The organism is Mesorhizobium sp. WSM4976 (genome assembly GCF_029625685.1).
Classification (GTDB): Bacteria; Pseudomonadota; Alphaproteobacteria; order Rhizobiales; family Rhizobiaceae; genus Mesorhizobium.
This window is the reverse complement of record NZ_JARTVT010000021.1, coordinates 76,073-98,855: the sequence shown is the minus strand read 5'-3', so window position 1 is coordinate 98,855 and position 22,783 is coordinate 76,073. Positions and strand designations below refer to the sequence as shown.

The 22,783-nt window shown below is 64.1% G+C and carries 19 protein-coding genes, 1 tRNA gene and 1 pseudogene; 12 read left to right on the top strand and 9 right to left on the bottom strand.

Annotation, left to right across the window (positions count from 1 at the left end; translation table 11 throughout):
- The first annotated feature begins 172 nt into the window (after window positions 1–172).
- The gene (locus tag P9272_RS24435; protein ID WP_278162513.1) at window positions 173–1,594 is read left to right on the top strand and encodes an aminotransferase; all 1,422 of its coding nucleotides are present in this window, start codon (window positions 173–175) and stop codon (window positions 1,592–1,594) included.
- A gap of 39 nt (window positions 1,595–1,633) precedes the next feature.
- On the opposite strand, the pseudogene P9272_RS24430 reads toward P9272_RS24435, so the two are convergent.
- Window positions 1,634–2,278, bottom strand: a pseudogene (locus P9272_RS24430) (RHO alpha subunit C-terminal catalytic domain-containing protein); the annotation flags it as partial.
- A gap of 308 nt (window positions 2,279–2,586) precedes the next feature.
- Here P9272_RS24430 and P9272_RS24425 point away from each other — a divergent pair.
- Entirely contained in the window at window positions 2,587–2,997 is a 411-nt protein-coding gene (locus P9272_RS24425; protein ID WP_278162512.1) for a hypothetical protein, read from the top strand.
- A gap of 300 nt (window positions 2,998–3,297) precedes the next feature.
- Here the strand turns inward: P9272_RS24425 and P9272_RS24420 are convergent, their stop codons facing one another.
- The gene (locus P9272_RS24420; protein ID WP_278162511.1) at window positions 3,298–5,400 is read right to left on the bottom strand and encodes an ATP-binding protein; all 2,103 of its coding nucleotides are present in this window, start codon (window positions 5,398–5,400) and stop codon (window positions 3,298–3,300) included.
- Window positions 5,401–5,550: 150 nt separating this feature from the next.
- Complete coding sequence (locus tag P9272_RS24415; protein WP_278162510.1) at window positions 5,551–6,279, bottom strand: response regulator transcription factor; 729 nt, start codon at window positions 6,277–6,279, stop codon at window positions 5,551–5,553.
- Between the two features lie 92 nt (window positions 6,280–6,371).
- Here P9272_RS24415 and P9272_RS24410 point away from each other — a divergent pair, with 92 nt between their 5' ends.
- The gene (locus tag P9272_RS24410; protein WP_128258880.1) at window positions 6,372–7,073 is read left to right on the top strand and encodes a response regulator transcription factor; all 702 of its coding nucleotides are present in this window, start codon (window positions 6,372–6,374) and stop codon (window positions 7,071–7,073) included.
- 72 nt (window positions 7,074–7,145) lie between these two features.
- Here the strand turns inward: P9272_RS24410 and P9272_RS24405 are convergent, their stop codons facing one another.
- Window positions 7,146–7,307 carry a hypothetical protein gene (locus P9272_RS24405; RefSeq protein WP_128258881.1) on the bottom strand — a complete coding sequence of 54 codons (162 nt, stop codon included), beginning with the start codon at window positions 7,305–7,307 and terminating at the stop codon, window positions 7,146–7,148.
- A 34-nt stretch (window positions 7,308–7,341) separates the two neighbouring features.
- Complete coding sequence (locus P9272_RS24400) at window positions 7,342–7,674, bottom strand: hypothetical protein (protein ID WP_278162509.1); 333 nt, start codon at window positions 7,672–7,674, stop codon at window positions 7,342–7,344.
- A gap of 337 nt (window positions 7,675–8,011) precedes the next feature.
- On the opposite strand from P9272_RS24400, the gene P9272_RS24395 reads away from it, so the two are divergent.
- The gene (locus P9272_RS24395; RefSeq protein WP_128258883.1) at window positions 8,012–8,467 is read left to right on the top strand and encodes a L,D-transpeptidase; all 456 of its coding nucleotides are present in this window, start codon (window positions 8,012–8,014) and stop codon (window positions 8,465–8,467) included.
- 119 nt (window positions 8,468–8,586) lie between these two features.
- Here P9272_RS24395 and P9272_RS24390 read toward each other — a convergent pair whose 3' ends face one another.
- Together P9272_RS24390 and P9272_RS24385 are read right to left on the bottom strand one after the other, a co-directional pair.
- Window positions 8,587–11,670 (bottom strand): efflux RND transporter permease subunit, encoded by a 3,084-nt coding sequence (locus P9272_RS24390; RefSeq protein ID WP_278162508.1) that lies wholly within the window; start codon window positions 11,668–11,670, stop codon window positions 8,587–8,589.
- Window positions 11,667–12,941: an efflux RND transporter periplasmic adaptor subunit gene (locus tag P9272_RS24385; RefSeq protein ID WP_278162507.1), complete on the bottom strand. Its 1,275-nt coding sequence runs from the start codon at window positions 12,939–12,941 to the stop codon at window positions 11,667–11,669. Before P9272_RS24385 ends, P9272_RS24390 begins: the two co-directional genes overlap by 4 nt.
- A 147-nt stretch (window positions 12,942–13,088) precedes the next feature.
- On the opposite strand from P9272_RS24385, the gene P9272_RS24380 reads away from it, so the two are divergent.
- The 7 genes from P9272_RS24380 to P9272_RS24350 all read left to right on the top strand — a co-directional run bounded on the left by P9272_RS24380 (window position 13,089) and on the right by P9272_RS24350 (window position 19,969).
- Complete coding sequence (locus P9272_RS24380) at window positions 13,089–13,625, top strand: TetR/AcrR family transcriptional regulator (protein WP_278162506.1); 537 nt, start codon at window positions 13,089–13,091, stop codon at window positions 13,623–13,625.
- 152 nt (window positions 13,626–13,777) lie between these two features.
- Entirely contained in the window at window positions 13,778–14,566 is a 789-nt protein-coding gene (locus tag P9272_RS24375) for a 3-hydroxybutyrate dehydrogenase (RefSeq protein WP_278162505.1), read from the top strand.
- 162 nt (window positions 14,567–14,728) lie between these two features.
- Window positions 14,729–15,547 (top strand): sulfurtransferase/chromate resistance protein, encoded by an 819-nt coding sequence (locus P9272_RS24370; protein WP_278162504.1) that lies wholly within the window; start codon window positions 14,729–14,731, stop codon window positions 15,545–15,547.
- The gene (chrA, locus tag P9272_RS24365; protein WP_278162503.1) at window positions 15,544–16,932 is read left to right on the top strand and encodes a chromate transporter; all 1,389 of its coding nucleotides are present in this window, start codon (window positions 15,544–15,546) and stop codon (window positions 16,930–16,932) included. Before P9272_RS24370 ends, chrA begins: the two co-directional genes overlap by 4 nt.
- Before the next feature lie 468 nt (window positions 16,933–17,400).
- Window positions 17,401–17,973, top strand: a complete 573-nt coding sequence (locus P9272_RS24360; RefSeq protein WP_278162502.1) for a sigma-70 family RNA polymerase sigma factor — start codon at window positions 17,401–17,403, stop codon at window positions 17,971–17,973.
- Window positions 17,960–18,886, top strand: coding sequence for an anti-sigma factor (locus tag P9272_RS24355; protein ID WP_278162501.1), 927 nt, complete (start codon window positions 17,960–17,962; stop codon window positions 18,884–18,886). The genes P9272_RS24360 and P9272_RS24355 overlap by 14 nt, the downstream gene beginning before the upstream one ends.
- Before the next feature lie 189 nt (window positions 18,887–19,075).
- Complete coding sequence (locus P9272_RS24350) at window positions 19,076–19,969, top strand: adenylate/guanylate cyclase domain-containing protein (protein WP_278162500.1); 894 nt, start codon at window positions 19,076–19,078, stop codon at window positions 19,967–19,969.
- A gap of 66 nt (window positions 19,970–20,035) precedes the next feature.
- Here P9272_RS24350 and P9272_RS24345 read toward each other — a convergent pair.
- Window positions 20,036–20,112, bottom strand: a tRNA-Arg gene (locus tag P9272_RS24345).
- 111 nt (window positions 20,113–20,223) lie between these two features.
- Window positions 20,224–21,387 carry a M20 aminoacylase family protein gene (locus P9272_RS24340; protein WP_128259860.1) on the bottom strand — a complete coding sequence of 388 codons (1,164 nt, stop codon included), beginning with the start codon at window positions 21,385–21,387 and terminating at the stop codon, window positions 20,224–20,226.
- A 221-nt stretch (window positions 21,388–21,608) separates the two neighbouring features.
- Here P9272_RS24340 and P9272_RS24335 point away from each other — a divergent pair, with 221 nt between their 5' ends.
- On the top strand, window positions 21,609–22,781 hold the full coding sequence (locus tag P9272_RS24335; protein ID WP_128259859.1) for a D-alanyl-D-alanine carboxypeptidase family protein: 1,173 nt from the start codon (window positions 21,609–21,611) through the stop codon (window positions 22,779–22,781).
- Window positions 22,782–22,783: the final 2 nt, after the last annotated feature.

Below are 22,783 nucleotides of genomic sequence, written 5' to 3'. Positions count from 1 at the left end.
CTTGCAGCTTTCTTCATCATGAGGGTATCGGCAGATTGAAATCAAGCGCTATTTCTGCGATATTGATTGAACGAACATTCAAAATGAAGTGACAAAGGGCCGGATTTCCCTGATTTTCCGCACTGGTTGATGTGTGGGAGGATTTCTGGAACCCGGTGATAACGAGGCGAAAATGGCGGCTCAAAACAAAATCAAGGCGAGCGAACACATCAGGCCCGCCGATGACGACGCGGTCGAGCTCGCCAAACGCCATCTCGTCCAGCCCTGGCCCTATGCCGGCTCGGTCGGCGCCGAGGCGCGCACGCTGATCGGCGAGGGCGACGGCATCTACATCACCGACGCCTCCGGCAAGCGGTTGATCGACGGCCCCGCCGGCATGTGGTGCATCAATGTGGGGCATCGCCGCGAGGAACTGGCCAAGGTCATGTACGACCAGGCGATGGCGCTCTCTTACAACACGCCCTGGTACACGATGAACGCGCCCTCGGCCGAGCTTGCACGCCGCATTGCCGATGCGGCGCCCGGCGATCTCAGCCACACCTTCTTCACTACCGGCGGCTCGTCGGCGGTGGAGACGGCGCTGCGCTTCATGCAGTTCCATAACAATGTGCGCGGTCGGCCGGAGAAAAAGCTGATCCTCAGCCGCAACGGTGCCTATCACGGCTCGACCTATCTCTCGGCTTCGCTCAACGGCCGCCCGCGCGATCACGACTGGATGGATGGCGCCGGCGATCTCGTAATCAAGCTGTCCTCGCCCGATCCGTTCCGCCGGCCGAAGAGCATGAGCGTTGCAGCCTTCACCGACTTCCTGGTCGACCAGTTCCGTGACACCATCGCGCGCGTCGGCGCCGACCGCATCGGCGCCTTTGTCGGCGAGCCGGTTCAGGCTTCGGGCGGCGTCATCGTGCCGCCGGACGGATATCTGAAGCGAATCCGCGAGATCTGCCGCGAGAACGATATCCTCTATGTCTCGGACGAGGTGGTGACCGGCTTCGGACGGCTCGGCCATGTCTTCGCCTCCGGCGACGTGTTCGGCATCGATCCGGACATGATCACCTTCGCCAAGGGTGTCACGTCGGGCTATTTTCCGCTCGGCGGCGTCATCATCTCCGAGCGGCTGCTGGAAGAGCTGCGCCGCTCCAATCATCCCGACGCATTGTTCGGCCACGGACTCACCTACACCAGCCATCCGATCGGCTGCGCGGTGGCGCTGAAGAATCTCGACCTGCTGGAAGAGGGCGTGCTCGCCCACGCGCGCGAGATCGCGCCCTATTTCCAGGCGCGCCTGAAGACGCTGGAAGAGCTGCCGCTGGTCGGCGAGGTGCGCGGCCTCGGCCTGATGGCTTGTGTCGAATGCGTGGCCGATCGCGAAAGCAAGGATCCGCTGCAACTCGACAAGAATGTCGGCAAGCGCATCGACGCTCATTGCCACGAGCTTGGCCTTCTGGTGCGGCCACTGATCAACATGTGCGTGATGTCGCCGCCGCTGATCATCACCCAAGAGCAGGTCGACGACCTGGTGGCGATCCTGCGCGAAGGGATTTCGCGGACGATGGATGATCTTAGGAAAGAGGGCGTCTGGCGGGGTGAGTAGCTCTTCCTTCTACCCGTGGAACAGGGAAAGGAACGGGTTCTACCCCCTCGACCGTAGCGCGTCATTCGGGCCCCGCATGTCCTTTTCCTCCGGAGCCGTCTCCAGGTTCAGCACCGGGACCTGCCTGCGCAGATGGTCGTGGTGGGTGCGCACGCCGTACTCCAAATCCTACAAGTAGAAGCCTTCAGAAGCCTCCGACAGCATGGATTCGTTCGACCAGACCGAGAGCTGCACGTCCTCGTTCATTGTGTCGCGGTCGATGCGATAAGCGAGGTAGCGCGCCGCCGCCTGTTCGCTGGTCTCGTCCTTGTAGCGGTAGATCGCGCCGCGCAGCAGCGTTTCGCCGGTGGACAGCGGGAACTCCTGATAGAACTGGACGGATTCCGGCATGATCGACAGCGCGTTGTTGGGGAAGATGCCGTAATAGATCCAGGCCTTGCGCAGATGCTCCGGCAGATGCGTGGCCTCGGGCGCGAGCTTCATGTACTCGCGCACGCTCCAGCGCCGCCCGGCATGCGGATTGTAGGTGGCGAAGGAGCGCGACACGCCGTTGACGAAAGGCTCGTCGAAATAGGTCGCGCCATAGAGGTCCTGCAGCGCCGGATGCGCCATGGCGACGTGATAGCCTTCATTGTCGACGTCGCGCACCGACTTCCAGTTGACCGGCGATTTCTGCGTCCAGATGTATGCGGAACGGCTGTTGCGAGCGGACACAGCGGTCTCGAAGAGGGCCTGTTCGGGCGTGCGGCAGAATCCGCTCGATTCAGTTCCCTGTGTGATGCCGCTTACAGTCGGCCGTGCGCGGTGGGCGCAATGTCGGCCAACCAGCTTCGATGGCCGGTCGAACGGGTGTCGCGAATTTGTAAATGCTGTCGCCTCCAGCGTCTGTTGCAATCCTGTTACACAGGCAATCGCTGCCAATCATCCGACCGTTACCTGGTGCGATTAAGTTCGTTTCATAGCAAAAAGAAAGATAACGAAGGGAACAGCCGATGTTTGCGAAAGTTCATGCCCTCGATACCAATCGCCGCGTACATGGCCCGGAGCGCAATGACCGCCGGCCGAAGCTTGCGCTGCGGCAGCGAGCCAGCGACCATCCAATGGCGATGTTCATGCTGATTGGCGCCTGCGCCTTCGTCGGCATGCTGACCGCGCCCGCCTCCGGTCCGGCCTTCGCGTCGATCAAGCCACCGGCCAATGTCGTGGAAGGTGCGCAGACCACGCTCAAGACCGCCCGCCTGCCGGAATCCGCAGTCGACTTTGCCTGCAAGGGCCAGAACTGGGGCGCCGAGAGCCTCGATTGCCTGCGCGCCATCGCCGAGCAGTCAGGCCAGCACCGGGAACGCGCGGTGCGCATGATCGCCAACGCCGCGCCGCTCACCAACACGCCAAACATTTTTTGAGACCTCCCCTGAGCGCACCCTCCTGCGCTCCAGTCAGGCTCCCGCCGCATAAGTCGGTCGGGAGCCTCTTTTTTTCGGATCTACCGGTATTCAGGTGAAGCCGGCCTGCGAATGGCAGGTTCCCTCCGCTTCCGGTGCTCATGTACTACAGGTTCCCTCCGCTTCCGGTGCTCATGTACTACAGGTACGCTCCGCTCCGGTTCTCGCGAAACACCGTTCTCGGCTCGGCTTGACCCGAATCTCGGCAGATCCTGCGGCGGTGCTAGCTCGAGGTCGGCCACGCCCCATCTGCTATCTCGGCTAGATGTGGGCGTCGTTGTTGGCTGCGGCTTCGTCGGCGACGGCCGACAGCACACTGCGCACATCGAGCGTCGAGAACGGCTTTTCCAGAATGTGCGGGCGCTGCGACGGCGGGAGCGCCTCGATCTCTGCCTTGGCCCCGATCAGGTCGCCGGTCACCAGCACGAAGCGCTTGGCCAGAGCGGGCTGCTGCGGGAGCAACTCGCGGTAGATGGCTATGCCGCTGACGCCCGGCATGCGCAGGTCGGAAAAGACGATATCCGGCGGCATATGGCCCGTGAGCACATCGGCGGCGGACGTCCAGCTTGCCACCACGCGCGACTTGAGCCCCATCAGCTCCAGTATATCCGAAAGCGAGCCCGCGACGTCGGGCTCGTCGTCGATGATCAATGCATGGCGCAACCCGCTCGAGCGCGCCGGCCCTTCACCCGCGCTTGCGGCTCCGCCGGCAATCGCCGGCAATTGCACGACGAAGCGCGCACCCTGCGGCTCGACCTCCTCGAACCAGATGTTGCCGTTGTGGCGCTCGACGATCGACTTCGAGATCGACAGGCCGATACCGGTACCAACCCCGACCGGCTTGGTGGTGAAATAGGATTCGAAGACGCGCGCGCGGATCGCCTCGGGAATGCCCGGACCGTTGTCCTCGACAGAGAAGCCCGGATTGCCGCGCTCGTTGCGGAATGTCCGCACCTTGATGCGCCGCTCGCCGGTGACGCCGGCCAGCGCATGCTGGCTGTTGATGAGGAAGTTCGCCGCCACCTGGGTGATATGGTCGGCGTCGGCCATGGCAAGCAGCGGCCCGGTGGCGAAATCGGTGTCGATGATGATGCCGCTGGAGCGCGCCCCATAAGCGGTGACCTCGAGCGCCGAGCGCATCACCTGGTTGAGATCGGTCTCTGCCTGCTCGGTCGGGTGCAGCCGCACCATCGACAGGAAGCTCTTGACGATGCGGCCGCAGCGCTCGGCGGCCGCGCGCACCTTCTCGGCGCGCACCTTGGTCTGCGGGTCGCCCGCGAATTCGTGCAGCAGCGTCGACTGGGCCACCACCACCGCCAGCGGGTTGTTGAGCTCGTGCGAGACCCCGGCGAGCAGCGAGCCCATCGCCGCCATCTTCTCGTTCTGGTGCAGCTTCTCGCGCTGACGGTTGATCTCCTCTTCGGCCTGCAGCTTTTCGCGCAGGTCGCGGATCGAGCCGAAGATCAGGCGGCGGTCGGCAACGCGCATCTCCGTCGCCGTCAGCTCGATCGGGAAAATCTCGCCGGCGGCGTTCTGGGTGACGGTCTCCAGGCGCTGGCCGACCATTGGCGCGCCGCGGCCGGCCATGTATTCGGCACCCGAGGCGTAGCCCTTGCGGTAATATACCGGAACGATGGTATCGAGGAGGTCCTTGCCGAGGATAGCGCTGCGCTGGAAGCCGAACATCTTCTCGGCGGCCGGATTGAACTCGATGATCGAACCCGTCTCGTCGATGACGATGATGGCGTCGAGCGAGGCCTGCAGCATTGTGCGGCGGATCACTTCGCTGGCATGAGCCTCGGATGGCGAGCGCTCGATGGCGTCGCCGATGGCCAGAGCGATGATGTGCAGCGTCGCCTCTTCCTCATCCGTCCATTCGCGCTCGGCCACGCAGTCGTTGATGGCCAGCGTGCCCCAGAGGTGGCCATGCGCGAAGACGGAGACGGACAGGAACGACTTGATGCTCTGCTTCTCGAAATCGGCGCGCAGGAAACCCTCCAGGTCGCGCGTGTGACCGGAGAAGATCTTACCCTGCCTCTCGTCTTCCTGCAGACGCTCCAGCAAGGAATCCGAGTTGATGATCGACTGCATGATCACCGTGGGCGAGGCCAGCTCGCCGCCGAAATTCGGGTCGATCCAATAGGCGGCGACGGACTGGGCGAAACCTTCGCCCGGCAATTCACGCAGCCGGAAGAGAATGCCGCGCTGGCAATCCATCTTGCGGCACATCGTCCCCAATATGTCGTCCATCTCCCGCTGCCAGTCGCCTGCCTCACGAAGGCGGCGTACGACATGGACCGCCGCCATAGCGGCGCCGCCCGGGCGCGAGCCTTGCGTATCGGTGCGTGCTGCGTCAGCAGTCATGGTCATCCAAGCCCGGGCGTCGGTCGTTTAGAGCATCCTCCGTTCGTACGGAAACGACGAACCGCTCTATCGCTTTGTTTTGACGCAATTCCGGACGGAAGGCTACGGAGAAACCGCCGAGCCAGCCACTCACACTTTCCCGGAGCTGATCTAGCTCGCGTCGCCGCTTGGCAGCGAGAAGATATAGCCTTCGCCGCGCACCGTGCGCAGGAATTTCGGATTGGCGGGGTCGGCCTCGATCTTCTTTCGCAGCCGCATGATGCGGATATCGACCGCGCGCGAGGATTCCGGATCCTCGACGAAGCCGATGGCTTCAGAGATCGCCGCCCGCGTCAGCAGCCGGTTGGCGCGGGTGAGGAAAACCTCGAGCACGTCGAACTCGCTCTTGGCCATCTCGATCACCGCGCCATTGGCGGCCGTGACCAGCCTGCCGTCGAAATCGGCCTGAAAGCCGCCGAACTTCATGAAGCGCCGATTGCCGGCTTCGGCCTTCGCCGCTTGCGGCTCGGCCGGCTGCGGCACGCGGCGCAAAACGCTACGCACCCGCGCCAGCACCTCGCGCAATTCGTATGGCTTGACGATGTAATCGTCGGCGCCGAGCTCCAGCCCGACGATGCGGTCGAGCGCGGTGCCGGCGGCGGTGGCATAGATGATGCCGATCTGCGTTTTCGAACGTAGCCAGCGGCCGAGCGACAGCCCGTCCTCGCCGGGCATGGCGATGTCGAGGATGGCGAGGTGAAAGGGCTGTGCTTCGAACAGCGCGCGCGCCGCCACGGCATTCCCGGCCGTCACGACGTCATAGCCGCTGGCGCCGAGATACTCGGCCACGGCCTCCCTCAGATCCGGTTCGTCCTCGACGACGATGATGCGTGCCTTCACGACGCGCTCGCTCCCGCTTTCAGCGGAAAGTAGATTGGGTATAAACATGATGTCCAGCACTCATCTCGAGTTGTCTGTGGCGGGGTGGAGAAATGGCCGCACGATCCGTCATTGCGCTTGTGTCCGTCGCCGAGGTGGTGGCAGGCGATCTCGCCGACCATCTCGAGCGGCGCGGGCATGACGTGCGCCAGGCGCGCCAGCCCTGGGAGGCCGAGACGCTGCTCTCGGTGGGCGGCATCGATGTCGTGGTCGTCGGCGACGAGGTCACCCAGGCCGAGGGCCGGGAACTGCTCAAGCGTTACAGCAGCCAGGGCGGGGGCGGCGAAGACGGCCCCGATTTCATCCTGATCTGCCGGCCGCGCGATCTCGTCGACAAGGTGCTGGCGCTCGAGCTCGGTGCTGCCGACGTCATCGAGAGCCCGCTCAACGTGCGCGAGCTGGCCGCGCGCATCGGCGGCCTGCTGATGAGACGCGGCAGGGCCGCCGGGGAGCTGATCGTGCTGGAGAACGCCACCGTCGACCTGCGATCGGCCATGGTCATGCATCGCTCGGGTGCGGAGGATCAGCTCTCCCCGGGGCAGGTGGCGTTGCTGAAGCTGTTCCTGGCGAGCCCGCGCAAGGTGCTGACGCGCGACGACATCATTGCCGCGGCCCCGGCCGAGAATGCGGACGCCTTCGACCGTTCGATCGATTCGCGGATCGTGCGGCTGCGCCGCAAGCTCGACACCGGGACCATCACCACCATCAGGGGCGCCGGCTATCGTTTCGATCCGCCAGCATCGCGCAATGAATAAATTCGAGTTAGCGAGGCTTCTGCGCATCGGATTCCCCAAAGCGGTGGTCATTTTGGGTCCGGCGCCTGACGCTCAGCGCACCACGATGATGGAGGGGCCGGATAAAATGTCGGCGCCAGTTGTCTCGGCGTGGGCGCGCTCCTTGAGCAGCATCGTCGCCAGCGCGGCGAAGCCGAGCAAGCCCTGAGCATAGAGCAGCGCCGAAAGCACCGAGGCAGCAAATTTCGTCTTCATCTCTTAAAATCCCAATCGCGAAATCGTTGGCGCTTCAGGAAACTCCCGAAGCGCCCGCGCCGCTGACGGAGCCCCCCGCTGCGGCGCGGGCCTTCGGTCCTCTCGGCAGCAAGTAGCCGGAGGGGCCGCGCGTCCTCATCAGCCGAAGGCCGACCCGCCAGAGGGCCTTCAGCCGGTGGGCGCGCAGGCTGGAGACAATCCAGACCGTGGCGATGAACAGAGCCATGTGCAGCGCCGAAACCTCGCCGGACGTCATCGCCGCCAGCGACGTCACCGGCCTGCCGGCCACCGGGCCGGCGCCGCCGAGCGCGATTACTGCGACGCTGATCCTGGGAAGCCAGGAGCGGAGTTTCGATCTCCTGCCCATTTTCGTTTGCAGATGTCTGTTCCCGTTGCGTCGAATCTGCCGCCGGCCTGTATCCGGATCATGCCGCCGTGGCTGCACTTTGTTGCAGTTCGGTTTCGAAAGTCGGCTTCGGTCTTTCATTTATTGGCGAAATGAACTTTCGTTTTTGAGCCAGGCTCATTGTGCGGCGCTTGAACCGCCGGCGCCCGGAAGGCCCGACTCGACCTAGCATCAGCTTATGGAAACGAATTCGAAACAGAAACGAGCGTCAAGCGAAATAGGTCTGAAACGGACGGGCGCGATAAGAGCCCCATCGAATTGAGACCGGCGCGGCCGGCAAAACCAGAGAGGGATCGTCATGCATACCGCCATTTCCGCCAAGCTCATCAACATCACCGCAGCCGCGCTCACGGGCGCTGCGCTGCTCTTCGGCGCCGGCAATGCCGCTCACGCCAACCAGATCGTCGCCAAGGTCTCGCTGTCGCAGCAGATCATGGAAGTCACAGTCGACGGTCGCCCGACCTATACCTGGAAGGTCTCGACTGGCGACAGGAGGCACATCACGCCGACCGGTTCGTTCAAGCCGACCCGTATGAATGAGATGTGGTATTCGAAGAAATACGACAACGCGCCGATGCCGCATTCGGTGTTCTTCAGCGGCGGCTACGCCGTCCACGCTACCTATGCCATCAGCCATCTCGGCCGTCCCGCTTCGCATGGCTGCGTTCGGCTGCATCCCGATGCGGCGGCCGACTTCTATCAGCTGGTCGAGGCCTTCGGCCCCGCCAACACCAGCATCCTGATCGTCAAGTAACAGGCTGGCTAGAGTAGCAGGCAGGTTGCCGCCTTCGGGGACCAAACTGAAGCTGTGAGGCAAGTGCCAAAAAAGAGGCCGGATTTTCCGGCCTCTTTTGTTTTCAGCTGTCGTGCCGATCAGCTCGGCAGCGCCGGCATCAGCTTCGGATCGGGCTTCTCGGCGAGATGCGGCAGGTCCTTGCTGGCGATGAAGGTGTAGAACATCGGCACGACGAAGAGCGTGAACATGGTGCCGACCAGAATGCCGGTGAAGATGACAAGGCCCATCGAATAACGCGCCGCGGCGCCAGCGCCGCTGGAGATGATCAGCGGCACAACACCCAGAGCCATGGCCGCGGTCGTCATCAGGATCGGCCGCAGGCGCACCTTGGCCGAAGCGATGATGGCGTCGCGGCGGCGCATGCCGTGCACCTCGCGCTGCTGGTTGGCGAACTCCACCAGCAGAATGCCGTGCTTGGTGATCAGGCCGATCAGAGTGATCAAGCCGACCTGGGTGTAGATGTTGAGCGTCCCGAGCCCGATGTTGAGCGGCACGATGGCGCCGAAGATCGACAGCGGCACGGCCATCATGATGATCAGCGGGTCGCGGAAGCTCTCGAACTGCGCCGCCAGCACCAGATAGATCACGACCACCGCCGCGGCGAAGGCGATCAGGATGGTGTTGCCTTGCTCCTTCTCCTGCCGCGACTGGCCGGAATAGTCGATGAAGAAGGAATCGGGCAGGGTCTCCTTGGCGATATCCTCCAGCACCTTCAGGCCGTCGCCGGTGGTCACGCCGGGCAGAGGCAAGGCCGAGATCGTCGAGGAGTTCAACTGGTTGAACTGCTCGATGGCCGCTGGCGAGGCATTGGTCGAAATCTTCACCACCGCCGATAGCGGCACCATCTTGCCGTCGACGCTGCGGACGAAATACTCGCCGAGCTTCTCGGGGTTGTCGCGGAACTCCTTCGGCACCTGCGGGATGATGTCGTAGCTGTTGGAATCCCGGTCGAACTGCGCCACCTCGGCGCCGCCGACCAGCAGCGTCAAGGTATTGCCGATATCGGCGATCGGCAGGTTCAAGGCCGCCGCGCGCTCGCGGTCGATAGTGACGGTCACCTGCGGCGCATCGTAGGCCATCGAGTTCTGCACGACGATGAAGCGGCCCGAAGCCTGCGCCTTGTTCTTGATCTTCTCCGCCTGCTCGAAGACTTCCGAGGGATCGCCGGTGGAGCGCACGACCATGGAGATCGGCAGGCCGCCGCCGGAACCTGGCAGAGTCGGCGGCGCGAAGACGAAGGCTTGAACGCCGGCGACCTTGGCGAGCCGTGCGGTGATGTCCGCCTGCAACTGCTTCGAATTGCGCTTGCGGTCTGCCCAGTCCTTGAAAGCGAAACCGACGAAGGCGCCGTTGGTGGCGCCGCCGAAGGCAACGGCCGAGAACTGCGCCCGGGTCTCAGGGATGTCCTTCACCAGGCCGAGCATCTGGTTGACATAGGTCTCGGTGTAGTCCGACGTCGCATAGCGCGGCGCGGTCACGATCGAGAGGAGGAAGCCCTGGTCTTCTTCGGGGGCGAGTTCGGTCGAGGTCTTGGTGAACATGAAGCCGGTGAGGGCGACAAGCGCCACGACGATGATCAGCGTCACCGGCCGGCTCCTGAGCGAAGCGGTGACGGCCCGTTCGTAGACGCGCTCGACGCGGCTGAACGTCCCATCCACGATGCGCTGGAAGCGGCCGTGCTGGCCCGCCTTCAGCAAACGCGCCGACATCATCGGCGTGATCGTCATGGCGATCAGGCCCGACAGCACCACGGAACCGGCCAGCGTCACCGCGAATTCGCGGAACAGCGCGCCGGTCAGGCCGCCGGTGAAGGCAAGCGGGGCGAACACGGCGGCCAGCGTGATGGTCATCGCCACGATGGCCGTCGCGATCTCGCGCATGCCGTTGAAGGCCGCCTGCATCGGCGACATGTGATCCTCCTCCATATGGCGGTGGATGTTCTCCACCACCACGATGGCGTCGTCGACGACAAGGCCGATCGCCAGCACCATGGCCAGCAGCGACAGAAGGTTGATCGAGTAGCCGACTGCAAACAGGATGAAGCAGACGCCGATCAGCGACAGTGGGATGGTAACGATCGGCATCATCACCGAGCGGAACGAGCCGAGGAACAGAAGGATGACCACGATGACGATGGCGACGGCCTCGCCGATGGTCTTGAACACTTCCTCGATCGAGGCGCTGATCTGGCCGGTGGCATCGTAGACGACCTCGATCGTCATGCCTTTCGGCAGCGTTTCCTGAATAACCGGCACGAGCTTGGTGACCGCGGCGGCGGTCGTCAGCGGGTTGGCGGCAGGTGTCGGGAAGATGGCAAGGAATGTGCCGGGCTTGCCATTGAAGCTCACCCTGGTGTCGGTGCTTTTCGCGCCGAGCTCGACCCGCGCGACATCGCGCAGGCGCACGACCTCTCCGTTCGTCGAACGGATCGGGAGCTGGGCGAAGGCCTCGGGCGTCTGCAGGGTCGAGTGCACAGTGACCGAGGAGACTACATATTCGTTCTCGGTGTTGCCGGGAGCCGACAGGAAGTTCGAATTGTTGATGGCGGTCAGCACGTCCACGGCCGTGGCGCCACGCGCGGCAAGTCGGATCGGGTCGATCCAGATGCGCATGGAATATTCCTGGGCGCCGAAGATCTGGACGTCGGCGACACCTTCCACGGTCGAGATACGGGGCCGAATGACGCGCTCGATATATTCGGTGAGCTGCTCCTTCGTCATGTTCGGGTTCTGCATCGAGATGTACATCATCGCGAACTGCTGCCCGGTGCCCTTGACGATCACAGGGTCCTTGGCCGCGGTCGGCAGCGTGCCACGCACGCCCTGGACCTTGGACAACACTTCTGCGAGCGCGACGTCCGGATTGGAGCCGAGCTTCATCTGCACCGCCACCGTGCTCGAGGACGGACGGCTGGACGAGGTCACGTAGTCGATGTTTTCGGTCGAGGCGACGGCACGCGCGATCGGGGCCGATATAAACCCTTGGATCAGGTCGGCGCTGGCGCCCGGATAAGCGGTGGTGACGGTGATCGCCGTTTCGTCAACCTTCGGATACTGGCGGATCGACAGACCGAAGATGCCCTGGAAACCCAGAAGCAGGATCATGCAGGCCAGCACAGTCGACAGCACGGGCCGGCGAATGAAAAGGTCGGAAAAGCTCATTGCTGAACCTGCTTGTTCGCCGATTTGCTGGGATCGATGGTGTTGTCGACGGCGACCGACATGCCGTTGAAGAGCCGGTTCTGGCCCGCCGTGACGACCTGGTCGCCATCCTTGAGGCCTTCCGTGATCTCGACCATGCCATCGTTGCGGCGGCCGAGCTTCACGAACACCTGCGAGATGGCGAGCGCCTGCTGCCGCGCGGCATCGGCCGGCTTCGCGTCAGCCTGCTTCGACGCGTTGTCGGCGGGCTTGGACGTGTCCGCCTGGGGCTTGGCGGCATCGGTCGCCGCCTTGTCGGTGGCGGCTTTCTGCTCGTCCGGCTTTGCCGGCGTGGCAGCGGCACCCTCTGCGGGCTTCGGGGGCACCACCACGAAGACAAAATCGCCGTAGAGGCTCGTCGTCACCGCCGTCTGAGGCACCGAAATAACATTGTTTTCCTGCGGCAGCTCGACACGGATCTGAACGAACTGGCCAGGCGTCAGCTTGCCTTCGGGATTGGCAACTTCGCCACGGACCGAAACCAGACGGCTCGCCGGATCGATCTTGGGATCAATGCCACGAATGGAGCCGGCAAAGGACAAGTCGGCAAGACTGGTGCCGAGCTTGATGGTCTGGCCGATCTTCAGCAGCGGCAGCTGCTGTTCAGGAACGGTGAAGTCGACCCGCATCGTGTCCAGATCCTGGATCGTCACGACCGAGTTGCCGGGCGCGAGGTATTGGCCAATATCGATCTTCGGAATGCCGACGGTGCCGCCGAAGGGCGCGGTTAGCTGCTTCTGGTCGAGCACCGCCTGCAGCTTGTTCACCTGTGCGGCAGAAGCGTCCGCGGCGGCGCGCGCGGCGTCAAGGGTCGCGTCCGTGCCGACGCCACGGCGCTGCAACTCGATCGCACGGGTCAGTGCCGCCTGATCCGAGGCGGCCTGCGCCTTCTGCGCCACCAGATCGGCTTTCTCGACCGCGTCATCCAGCTGCAGGAGCACCGCGTCGGTGGCAACCTTCTGGTTGGCGTGGAAGAGGATCTCCTTGACGATGCCGCTGGTCTCGACGGTGAGATCGACGCCGCGCACGGCGCTGACTGTGCCGATCGCCTCGATGCCGGGCGTCCAGACCGAAGGCTTCACCGTCACCGTCGAAACCGTGGCGGCTGGGGGCTTCATCGTAGCGAAATACTGCTTGATGCCCGCATCGCGCATGAAATTGAACCCAACGATGCCGACGCACACCAGAACGAGCAAAAGCAGGAACACGGTGATGGTGATGAAGCGCTTCACGGAAAGTCCCCTCGAGCCGGCAACCGGCGAAACAATCGATGTCGGGACACATATCGACGACAGGTCCCGATTTCAAATGGCGGGCGCCTTACTGTACCGGCTGGACGGTCTTGTCAATTCCGCCTAAGCTAATATAGGGGAGGCGTGATGAGAGCACCCAGGGCAAACTCACGCGAAAAGATACTTGCCGCCGCCGCCGACGTGGCGCGCGAGGCAGGCCCGGGAAGCCTGTCGCTCGAGGCGGTCGCCAGCCGGGCCGGGGTATCGAAGGGCGGACTGCTCTACAACTTCCCGACCAAGGCCAAGCTGATGCAGGGGCTCGTCGAAAGCTATCTCCGCGACTTCCAGAAGGCGCTGGAAGCACGCGCCGCTGAGGCCAGGCACGAAAGCGTTCTCTCGGCCTACATCAAGCTGTCGGCCGACGACTGCGAGCGCCCGAAACCCTCGGCCTCCTGGATGTTCTCGGCGATCGCCGAAGATCCCGATTTCCTGACGCCGATAAAAGCTTTCAAGCATCAGCTGTTCGAACGGCTGAAGGGGGAGACGCAAGACCTCGGCTCGCTGCTGGTCTGCTTTCTCGCCATCGAGGGGATGCGCAGCATGAATCTTTTCGATTCCGATGTGCTTTCCGAAGACGAGCATAAGCTTCTGGTCGCCTCGCTCCTCAAGATAGCTGGAAGATAGCCGGATAGCTTACTGGACGGTCAAGGGCGCCACACCGGATGCAGCCCGACATATGGGTGTGGCATTGTGATGCTGCGGCGCACAAACTATGTGCTTCCCGTCCGTCTGCTTCCATATTCTTCCCACCTGTCCTCCTGTCGCGAGATCTCCCAATGGGTTCCCTGTCGTCGAAGAATGCGCTCGTCACCGGCTCGACCAGCGGCATCGGCCTTGCAATCGCCCGCGCCTTCGCCGCGGAGGGCGCCAACGTCACAATCAACGGCCTGGGCGCCGCCGCGGCGATCGAGCGGGAGCGGGCTGGCATCGAGAAGGATTTCGGCGTCAAGTGCCGCTACTCGGGCGCCAACATGATGGATGGCGCCGCGGTCACCGCCATGATCCATGAGGCCGAGGAAGCGTTCGGCAGCCTCGACATCCTGGTCAACAATGCAGGCATCCAGCATGTCGCGCCGATCGAGGAATTTCCAGACGACAAGTGGGAGGCGATCATCCGCATCAACCTCCTGGCCGCCTTTTACGCCATCAAGGCGGCGGTGCCGGGCATGAAGAGCCGCAAATGGGGCCGCATCATCAACACGGCTTCGGCGCATGCGCTGGTCGCTTCGCCGTTCAAGTCGGCCTATGTCTCGGCCAAGCACGGCATCGCCGGCCTGACCAAGACGGTGGCGCTCGAAGTGGCACAGAATGGCATCACGGTGAACGCGATCGCGCCCGGCTATGTCTGGACGCCGCTGGTCGAGAAGCAGATCCCCGACACGATGAAGGCGCGCGGCATGACCGAGGAACAGGTGAGGCAAGACGTGCTGCTGGCCGCGCAGCCGACCAAGGAATTCGTCACCGTCGAAGAGCTTGCGGCGGTGGCCCTGTTCCTTTGCACGGACGCGGCCAGGCAGATCACCGGCACGACCCTGCCGGTGGATGGCGGCTGGACGGCCCAGTAAGGCGCAAAGCTGTTTTCAAAGGGAAGGCGTGATAGAGCTCGTCTTCCTTGACAATTGGCTGAGGCCGTTCCAGCATTACGGCAAGGGGTTCCCCGCGACGACCCCGTGAGGCGTCAGCCCAACGATCGCGTCCAGACTCTCTTTGTTCAGGAGGTGGACGCCATGCCGTCAACAACCGCAATCACCGTTCCGCAGCTTTCCCGTCTTATCGGTCTGCCCGACGCGCCTCGCCTGATCGATGTGCGCACCAACGAGGACTATGAAGCCGATCCGCATCTGTTGCCGGCGTCATACCGGCGCGATTTCAGGACTGTCTCGACCTGGGCGGCCGAGTTTTCCGGATCGAAAGTCGCCGTGATCTGCCAGAGGGGGCAGAAGCTCTCGCAAGGCGTTGCCGCATGGCTGCGTCATGAAGGCATTCCGGCGGAGTCGCTGGAAGGCGGCTTCGAGGCCTGGGCCGCAGCCAAGGCGCCGTTGGTCAGCGCCGGCGCGATCCCGTCCCGCGACGAAAAGGGGCGTACGGTATGGGTCACGCGTTCGCGGCCGAAGGTCGACCGCATCGCCTGCCCCTGGCTGATTCGTCGTTTCGTCGATCCCGATGCGGTGTTCCTGTTTGTCGATCCGGCCGAGGTGACTCTGGTGGCCGATCGCTTTGCCGCGGTTCCCTTCGACATCGAAGGCGTGTTCTGGAGCCATCGCGGCGATCGCTGCAGCTTCGACACGATGATCGAGGAATTCGGACTATGCATCGAGGCGCTCGACCGCCTGGCGCTGATCGTGCGCGCCGCCGATACGGCCCGCCTCGACCTCGCGCCGCAGGCGGCCGGGTTCCTCGCTGCCTCGCTCGGCCTGTCGCGCATGTTCCGCGACGATCTTGAGCAGCTGGAAGCCGGCATGTTGCTCTATGATGCCTTCTTCCGCTGGTGCCGAGACGCGGCGGACGAGACGCATAACTGGCCGGCCGGAGGCAAGGCTCCATGACCGCGCTCACCAAAGACAGCGACGCGCGTCCGACCGAAGTCCCGGCCATGCCGAGCTTCCGTGAGGCGACACGGCTCTGGGCCAAGATCGGCCTACTGTCCTTCGGCGGGCCGGCCGGGCAGATTGCGCTGATGCACAAGGAGCTGGTCGAGGAGCGCCGCTGGATCGGCGAGGAGCGTTTCCTGCACGCGCTCAACTATTGCATGCTTCTGCCTGGGCCCGAGGCGCAGCAGCTTGCCGTCTATATCGGCTGGCTGCTGCACCGGACGGCCGGCGGCCTCGTCGCGGGCACCCTGTTCGTGCTGCCCGGCGCCCTGGTGATGCTTTGCCTGAGCAGCTTCTACATGCTCTACAACGACGCGCCGGTGGTCGAGGCGCTGTTCTTCGGGGTCAAGGCGGCGGTGCTGGCCGTCGTCGTCGAGGCGGTGATCCGCATCGGCAAGCGGGCCCTGAAGAACCGTGCCATGGTGGCGATCGCGGTGGCGGCCTTCCTTGCCATCTACATCGCCAAGCTGCCGTTCCCGCTGATTGTGCTCGCGGCAGGCTTCATCGGTTGGATCGGCAGCCGCTTCGCACCAGGCCTGTTTTCCGGCTCGGCGCACCGCAAGGGTGGGGCCACCATCGACAGAATCGGCGTCGTCGATCTGATGTTCGAGCGCGGAGAGCTGGCCCATGCCGTGCCCACCAAATGGCACGCGGCCCGCACCATCGCCATCTGGCTGCCGCTCTGGCTCGGACCGGTGGCGCTGATCGCCGTGCTGGCGGGGCCAGGCAGCGTGTGGGCGCAGATCGGCGGCTTCTTCAGCCTGATGGCCGTCGTCACCTTCGGCGGCGCCTATGCGGTTCTGGCCTATGTCGCGCAGGCGGCGGTCACTTCGTTCGGCTGGCTTTCGCCCGGCCAGATGGTCGACGGGCTCGGCCTTGCCGAGACAACGCCTGGGCCGCTGATCCTGGTGCTGCAATTCGTCGGCTTCGCCGCCGCCTATCGCCATGCCGGCTTTGTCAGCCCGCTGCTTGCCGGATCGCTTGGATCGCTGCTGACGCTCTGGGCGACCTTCGTGCCCTGCTTCTTCTGGATATTTCTGGGTGCCCCCTACATCGAGCAGCTGAGGCAGAACCGAGCGCTGGCGGCGGCGCTCGGCGCCATCACCGCGGCGGTGGTCGGCGTGATCATGAATCTGGCGCTGTGGTTCGCGCTGCATGTCGTCTTCGGCAAGGTCGCAAGCGTCGGCTGGGGCGTGGAGGTGCCGGTCCTGTCCTCGCTCGACTGGCGCGCCGCGCTGCTCTCAGCGGCGGCGATGGTCGCCATGTTCAGGCTGAAGGCCGGCATGCTGCCAACGTTGGCGGGGGCAGCGCTGGCGGGACTTGCCTTGCAGGCGCTGTAAGATCCGCACGCCATCGATCACATCAGCGTGAACGAAAAAGCCGGCCGGCCGGGAATAATTGGGTCGGTCCGACGGTCTCCAGGACAGGCGCCCTTTATGCGCAACGGCAGGAGACCATCGTGAGACGGCATGAAGACAAAAGCACGGGGACCGGAGACGGCGAAGGCATCTACCGCCGCCGTGCTTTGGAGCGCTGGAGCTGGGCATATCTGTTCCGGGCGCCCCGCCGCCGGCCCTAATCCGTGCCGATCGCAACCATCGAGATCCACGACCGTGACGGCGAGCACCCGGTTGCAGCCAGCGATGCGCCGTCCCCTTCCGAGGCGCGCCCTGCTTCCGAGACACTTGACTCCGGTGACACCAATGCCCTCTCTTCCCCCGAAGCAGGCGCCATCGCCTGCGGTCGCGATCTTCACCCGCACGAGCAGGGACAGATCATTGCCCCCCGCTGAGGGAAGCGGCAGACCAATGGCGGGAGCGCCCCAGGGCGCAACGGTGTTGAACGAAAAGATGCTGGCCGCGCGTTTTGCCGAAGTGGTGCTGCCGCATCTCGGCGATGCACTGTCGCTTGCCCGCTGGCTGACCGGCAACACGGCCGATGCAGAGGACGTGGTGCAGGAGGCCTGCCTCAAGGCGCATGCGGGCATTGCCGGCTTTGCTGGGGGCAACCCCCGCGCGTGGCTGCTCACCATCGTGCGCAATGCCTCCTACACATGGATAGCGAAGAACCGCCCGCGCAGCGTGGTGGCGGTCGGCGACCTCGCCGATCTCGACGACGTGGCGCCGCCGCCCGACTCCGATACCGACAGCCCGGAGGCGGCGCTGATCGCCAAGGCGAATTCGGCGGCGGTGGAAGCGGCGATCGCCAGGTTGCCGCAACCCTTCCGCGAAACGCTGGTGCTGCGCGACATAAACGGTCTCAGCTACCGCGAGATCGCCGCCATGCTCGTCGTGCCGCAAGGCACGGTGATGTCGCGGCTGGCACGGGCCCGCGGCTTGTTGATGACGGAACTTGGAGGGCGCCACCATGAGCCCGCATGAAAATCGCCCGCGTGAGGACGGATTGCCGCAAGACCCGCAGGATATGACGCTGATGATCCATGCCCTTGTCGATGGCGAGCTGGATGCCGCGGCCGCTTTGGCGGTCGAGCGGCGCATCGCCGCCGATCCGGAGCTTGCCGCCGAACATGCGCGCCTGGTGGCGCTGCGCGACGCTGTCGCCAGCCTGCCGCGCCCGACCGTCAGCGACGCTTTCCTGGCGCGTATCGCCGCCATTGCCGAGGTCAAAGGCGCCGGGGAGGGCGACGTAACCCAGCCTGCGGCCGTGACGGCGGAACCTCAGCAATCCTCGCAACAGCAGCAAGGCAATGTGATCGCGATGCGGCCGCGCGCGGCACGCTGGTTCAACTCCTTCGACTGGCGCCAGATGGCGGCATCGATCGCGCTGACGGCTGTTCTGGCCAGCGGCGCGACGCAATGGCTGACGACGGCGGACAATGGGGCCGAGAGTTTTGCCGTGGCCGTCGCCAACGGCCATCGCCGCAGCCTGCTCGCGGCGACGCCGGTCGACATCGTCTCGTCCGACCGCCACACGGTGAAGCCGTGGCTCGACGGCCGGATCGGCGTGTCGCCGGCGGCGCCGGACATGGCCAAGGACGGCTACGCGCTGCTCGGCGGCCGCGTCGAGGTGATCGGCGACAGGCCTATGCCGGCGCTGGTCTACCGCCATCACGAGCATTTGATCACCCTGGTGGCGGCGCCCCGGCAGAACGATGTCAAGTCGGTGCCGGTGGCGGACGACCTCTCAGCAGGCGGCTTCCTTCTGGTTCACTGGACCGATGACGCCTTCTCCTACTGGGCGATCTCGGATGCCGAACGCCCGGCGCTGGACGATTTCGTCGCCCGCTTCCGGGCGGCGGTCATCGCCAATCCGGCTGCCGGGAGTCCGGGTTAGGAAAGACTCCTCGATCGCCGCTGTTTCTGATGCCGATAGCCCGTTTGACGGGAACGCGGATGCCTGCCCGTCCAGGAGAATAGCGATAAGCACCTGCCCCGGGGTGCTGGCCCCTTGGCATACAAGTGATAGGTCACGGTCGACTTTGGTATGTTATACACGCCGCGTTCTCGGGGCGGATACGAGTCGATGGATCAGGAAAGACTTCTAGCCGCGGTCCTCTTGGCTGATGTCGTGGGCAGCGTGCCGCTCTATGAGCGCATCGGCGACGATGCCGCCCTGCGGCAGGTCTCGGATTGTCTCGACGCGATACGCGCGATCGTCGCCCAGCACGGCGGCGATTTCATCTACTCGAAGGGCGATGACGTGCTCAGCCTGTTCGAGAGCTCGGAGGCAGCGCTGAGGGCCGTCTGCCAAATCAGCCACCAACTGTCGAAAGAGCCTTTGATCGCGCGGATCGGATTGCATTTCGGGGCGGTCATTCGCGCGCGGGGCGCGGTGTTCGGCGACGTCGTCAACGTCACCGCAAGGTTGTCCGCCACGGCCAACCCTGGCGAGGTCCTGATCAGCCAGAGCTTCTTCGAAGCCCTCTCCGCGCGCAGCCGCAGCACCTTGCGGCTCCTCGACAAAATGGCCTTCAAGGGAAAGCAGGAACTTTTCGATGTCTATACGCTGAGGAGCGACGATGGGGTCCCCAGCACGCATGTCGCCAGCCGGGGCACTTTTGTCGACAGGCGCTCCGCCCCGCCGCCGCAGATCAATCTAGTCATCCGTTATGAAGATCAGTTGCGATCTTGCGGAAACAACGAATTGGTCACGATCGGCCGATCTCCGGAATGTGACATCGTCGTCCAGCGGCCCTGGGTCTCAAGGCACCACGCGACTTTCAACATTTCGAATGGCAAGGCACGGCTTGTCGAGCGGAGCTCGTCGGGCACATTTGTGTCGATGGGGCCCGGCCAAGAAGAAGTATTCGTGCGCCGCGAAGATATTCTCCTCTTCGGCTCAGGGGTCATCTCGCCCGGACGCAGATCGTCCCTCGGCGACGCCCAGATACTTCACTACGAAATTATCTCAGTCTGAGTCGGCCAGTGGGCGGGACCGACGCGGCATTGCCGGCCCGCAGTTTTCACCGGTGTGTCGAAGAGGTGGTGATCCCGACAGGAATCGAACCTGTGACCTACAGATTAGGAATCTGCCGCTCTATCCTACTGAGCTACGGGACCACGCGGCCCGACACATAAACGCTTCGAGTCGGTTCGCCAAGAGGAGTCTGAAAGCCGATCAGGCGGCCTTCTTGCGATAGGCGGCCGCCTCCTATTGCCAAGCCCGTGCCGTCAGGCCGCCAATGCCGTCTCGGCCAACTTCACCCAATAGCTCATGCCGTGCGGGATGACCTCGTCGTTGAAGTCGTAAGCCGGGTGATGCAGGCCGGCCGAGTCGCCGTTGCCGATGAAGATGAAGGCGCCGGGGCGGGCTTCCAGCATATAGGAGAAATCCTCGCCGCCCATCACCGGCTGTATGGCGCGATGGACATGCGCGTCGCCGGCGACGTCGGCGGCAACGTCGCTGGCGAAGACCGTCTCTTCCGCATGGTTGAAGGTGACGGGGTAGTTGGCGTCGTAGTCGACCTCGATCGTGGCGCCGAAGGCGGAGGCCAGCCCGGCGCATAGCGCGCGGATGCGCTCTTCCGACTTCCTGGCCACTTCCTTCTTCAGCGTGCGAACTGTGCCGGCGATCTCGGCACTTTCGGGGATGACATTATAAGCGTCGCCGGCGTGGAACTTCGTCACCGACACCACCACGGCCTCGACCGGGTCCGTGCTGCGCGAGGCGATGGTCTGCAGCGCGCCCACCAGCTGGCTTGCGATGACGATCGGATCGATCGTGCCGTGCGGCATCGCGGCGTGGCCGCCGCGGCCCTTAACGGTGATGGTGAATTCGGCTGTCGCGGCCATGATCGGACCGGGCTTGATGGCGAACTGGCCGACCGGCAGGCCCGGCATGTTGTGCATGCCGAACACCTTCTCGATATCGAAGCGCTCCATCATGCCTTCCTTGACCATCTCGTTGCCGCCGCCGCCGCCTTCCTCGGCCGGCTGGAAGATCACCGCCACGGTGCCGGCGAAATTGCGCGTCTCGGCAAGATATTTGGCGGCGCCCAGCAGCATCGCGGTATGGCCGTCATGGCCGCAGGCATGCATCTTGCCGCGCACGGTCGAGGCCCATGGCTTGCCGGTTATCTCGTCGATCGGCAGCGCGTCCATGTCGGCGCGCAGCCCGATCGTCGGGCCATCGCCCTTGCGGCCGCGTATGATGCCGACGACGCCGGTCTTGCCCAGTCCCGTCACCACTTCGTCGCAGCCGAAGGCCTTCAGCTTCTCGGTGACGAAGCCGGCGGTCTGGAAGACGTCGAAATTCAGCTCCGGCGTCTGGTGGAGATGTCGTCGCCAGGCGGCAACTTCTTCCTGCATTTCCGCGGCACGGTTGAGAATCGGCATGATCGGTCCATCTCTTGGTTCATTGGGGGCGGTCGGTTCAGAACCGATGCTCAGCAATTGTGATTGTGTTGAACTTTGCCATTTTGGCGTCACATAGGGTAAATAGCACCGCAATAATGGGGTCCGGGTCGAGGGGCCGGGCCGCATTTATGCTGGCGATAGGTAACGAAATCTTACGGACCCGGCAGCGATTACGGCAAGAGGCGATTTCGGATTTGATCATGCGGCAGAGGCATTTCCTCAACCTGTTGCTGGCAGGCGCACTGGCGCTTCCGGTGTTTGCCGGCGTTGCGCGCGCCAATCCGGTGGTTCTGTTCGACCTCAAGAGCGGCTCCATCCTGGAGCATCAGGATGCGTTCAAGCGCTGGTATCCGGCCTCGCTCAGCAAGCTGATGACGGCCTATGTCGCCTTCCGTGCCATACAGGCCGGCGAGGTGGCGCTCGATTCGCCGATCAAGGTGACGAAGCATTCGGCAGGCGAGCCGCCGAGCAAGATGGGCTTCAAGCCCGGCTCGGTGATGCGGCTCGACAACGCGCTGAAGATGATGCTGGTCAAATCGGCCAACGATATCGCCATGGCCGTCGGCGAGAATATCGGCGGATCGCAGGCAGCGTTCGCGGACCGCATGAACGCCGAGGCGGCCAGGCTGGGCATGGTCGGAACGCATTTCGTCAATCCGAACGGACTCTATTCGCCGGAACAATACACCACAGCGCGCGACCTCGCCGTGCTGGTCACGGCGCTGCGCAATGATTTCCCGCAATACGCGCCCTGGTTCTCGATCGAGGGCCTTGCCGTCGGCAAGAAGGCCCTCCCGAACTATAATCTCCTGATCGGCCGTTATCCCGGCGCCGACGGCATGAAGACCGGCTTCGTCTGCTCTTCCGGCTTCAACATGATCGGCTCCGCGACGCGCAACGGCCGCACGCTGGTCGCAGTGGTGCTTGGCGAGAAATCGGCGGTCAGCCGCGCCGAGGCGGCGGCAAAGCTGCTCGACAAGGGTTTCGATACGCCGGCGGCGGGTTCGACCACGCTGGCCGCTCTCAAGCCCTATGGCGACACGCTGTCGCCCAACGACATGCATGACGAGATCTGCAAGAAGAAGCCGAAGGACGAGCAATCCGAGGCGGCCCCTGTGGTCGCTGCCAAGGATAAGCCGAAGTCGCCCTATCAGGTGAAGCTCGACCATCCGACGCTGATCGCGGTTGGCCTGGGCGGCGCCACGGGGCCGGCGCCGAAGGCATTCGTCGACCAGACCAATCAGAACTATGCCGATGTGCCGCTGCCGAGCTGGCGGCCCGACAGGCCGGCGCCGGCCGGCGCCGAGCCGGCGGGTGCCGGAACGGCGGCCGTCGCGGCGCAAGGCGACCAGCCCGCCAAGGCGGCCAACTAGTC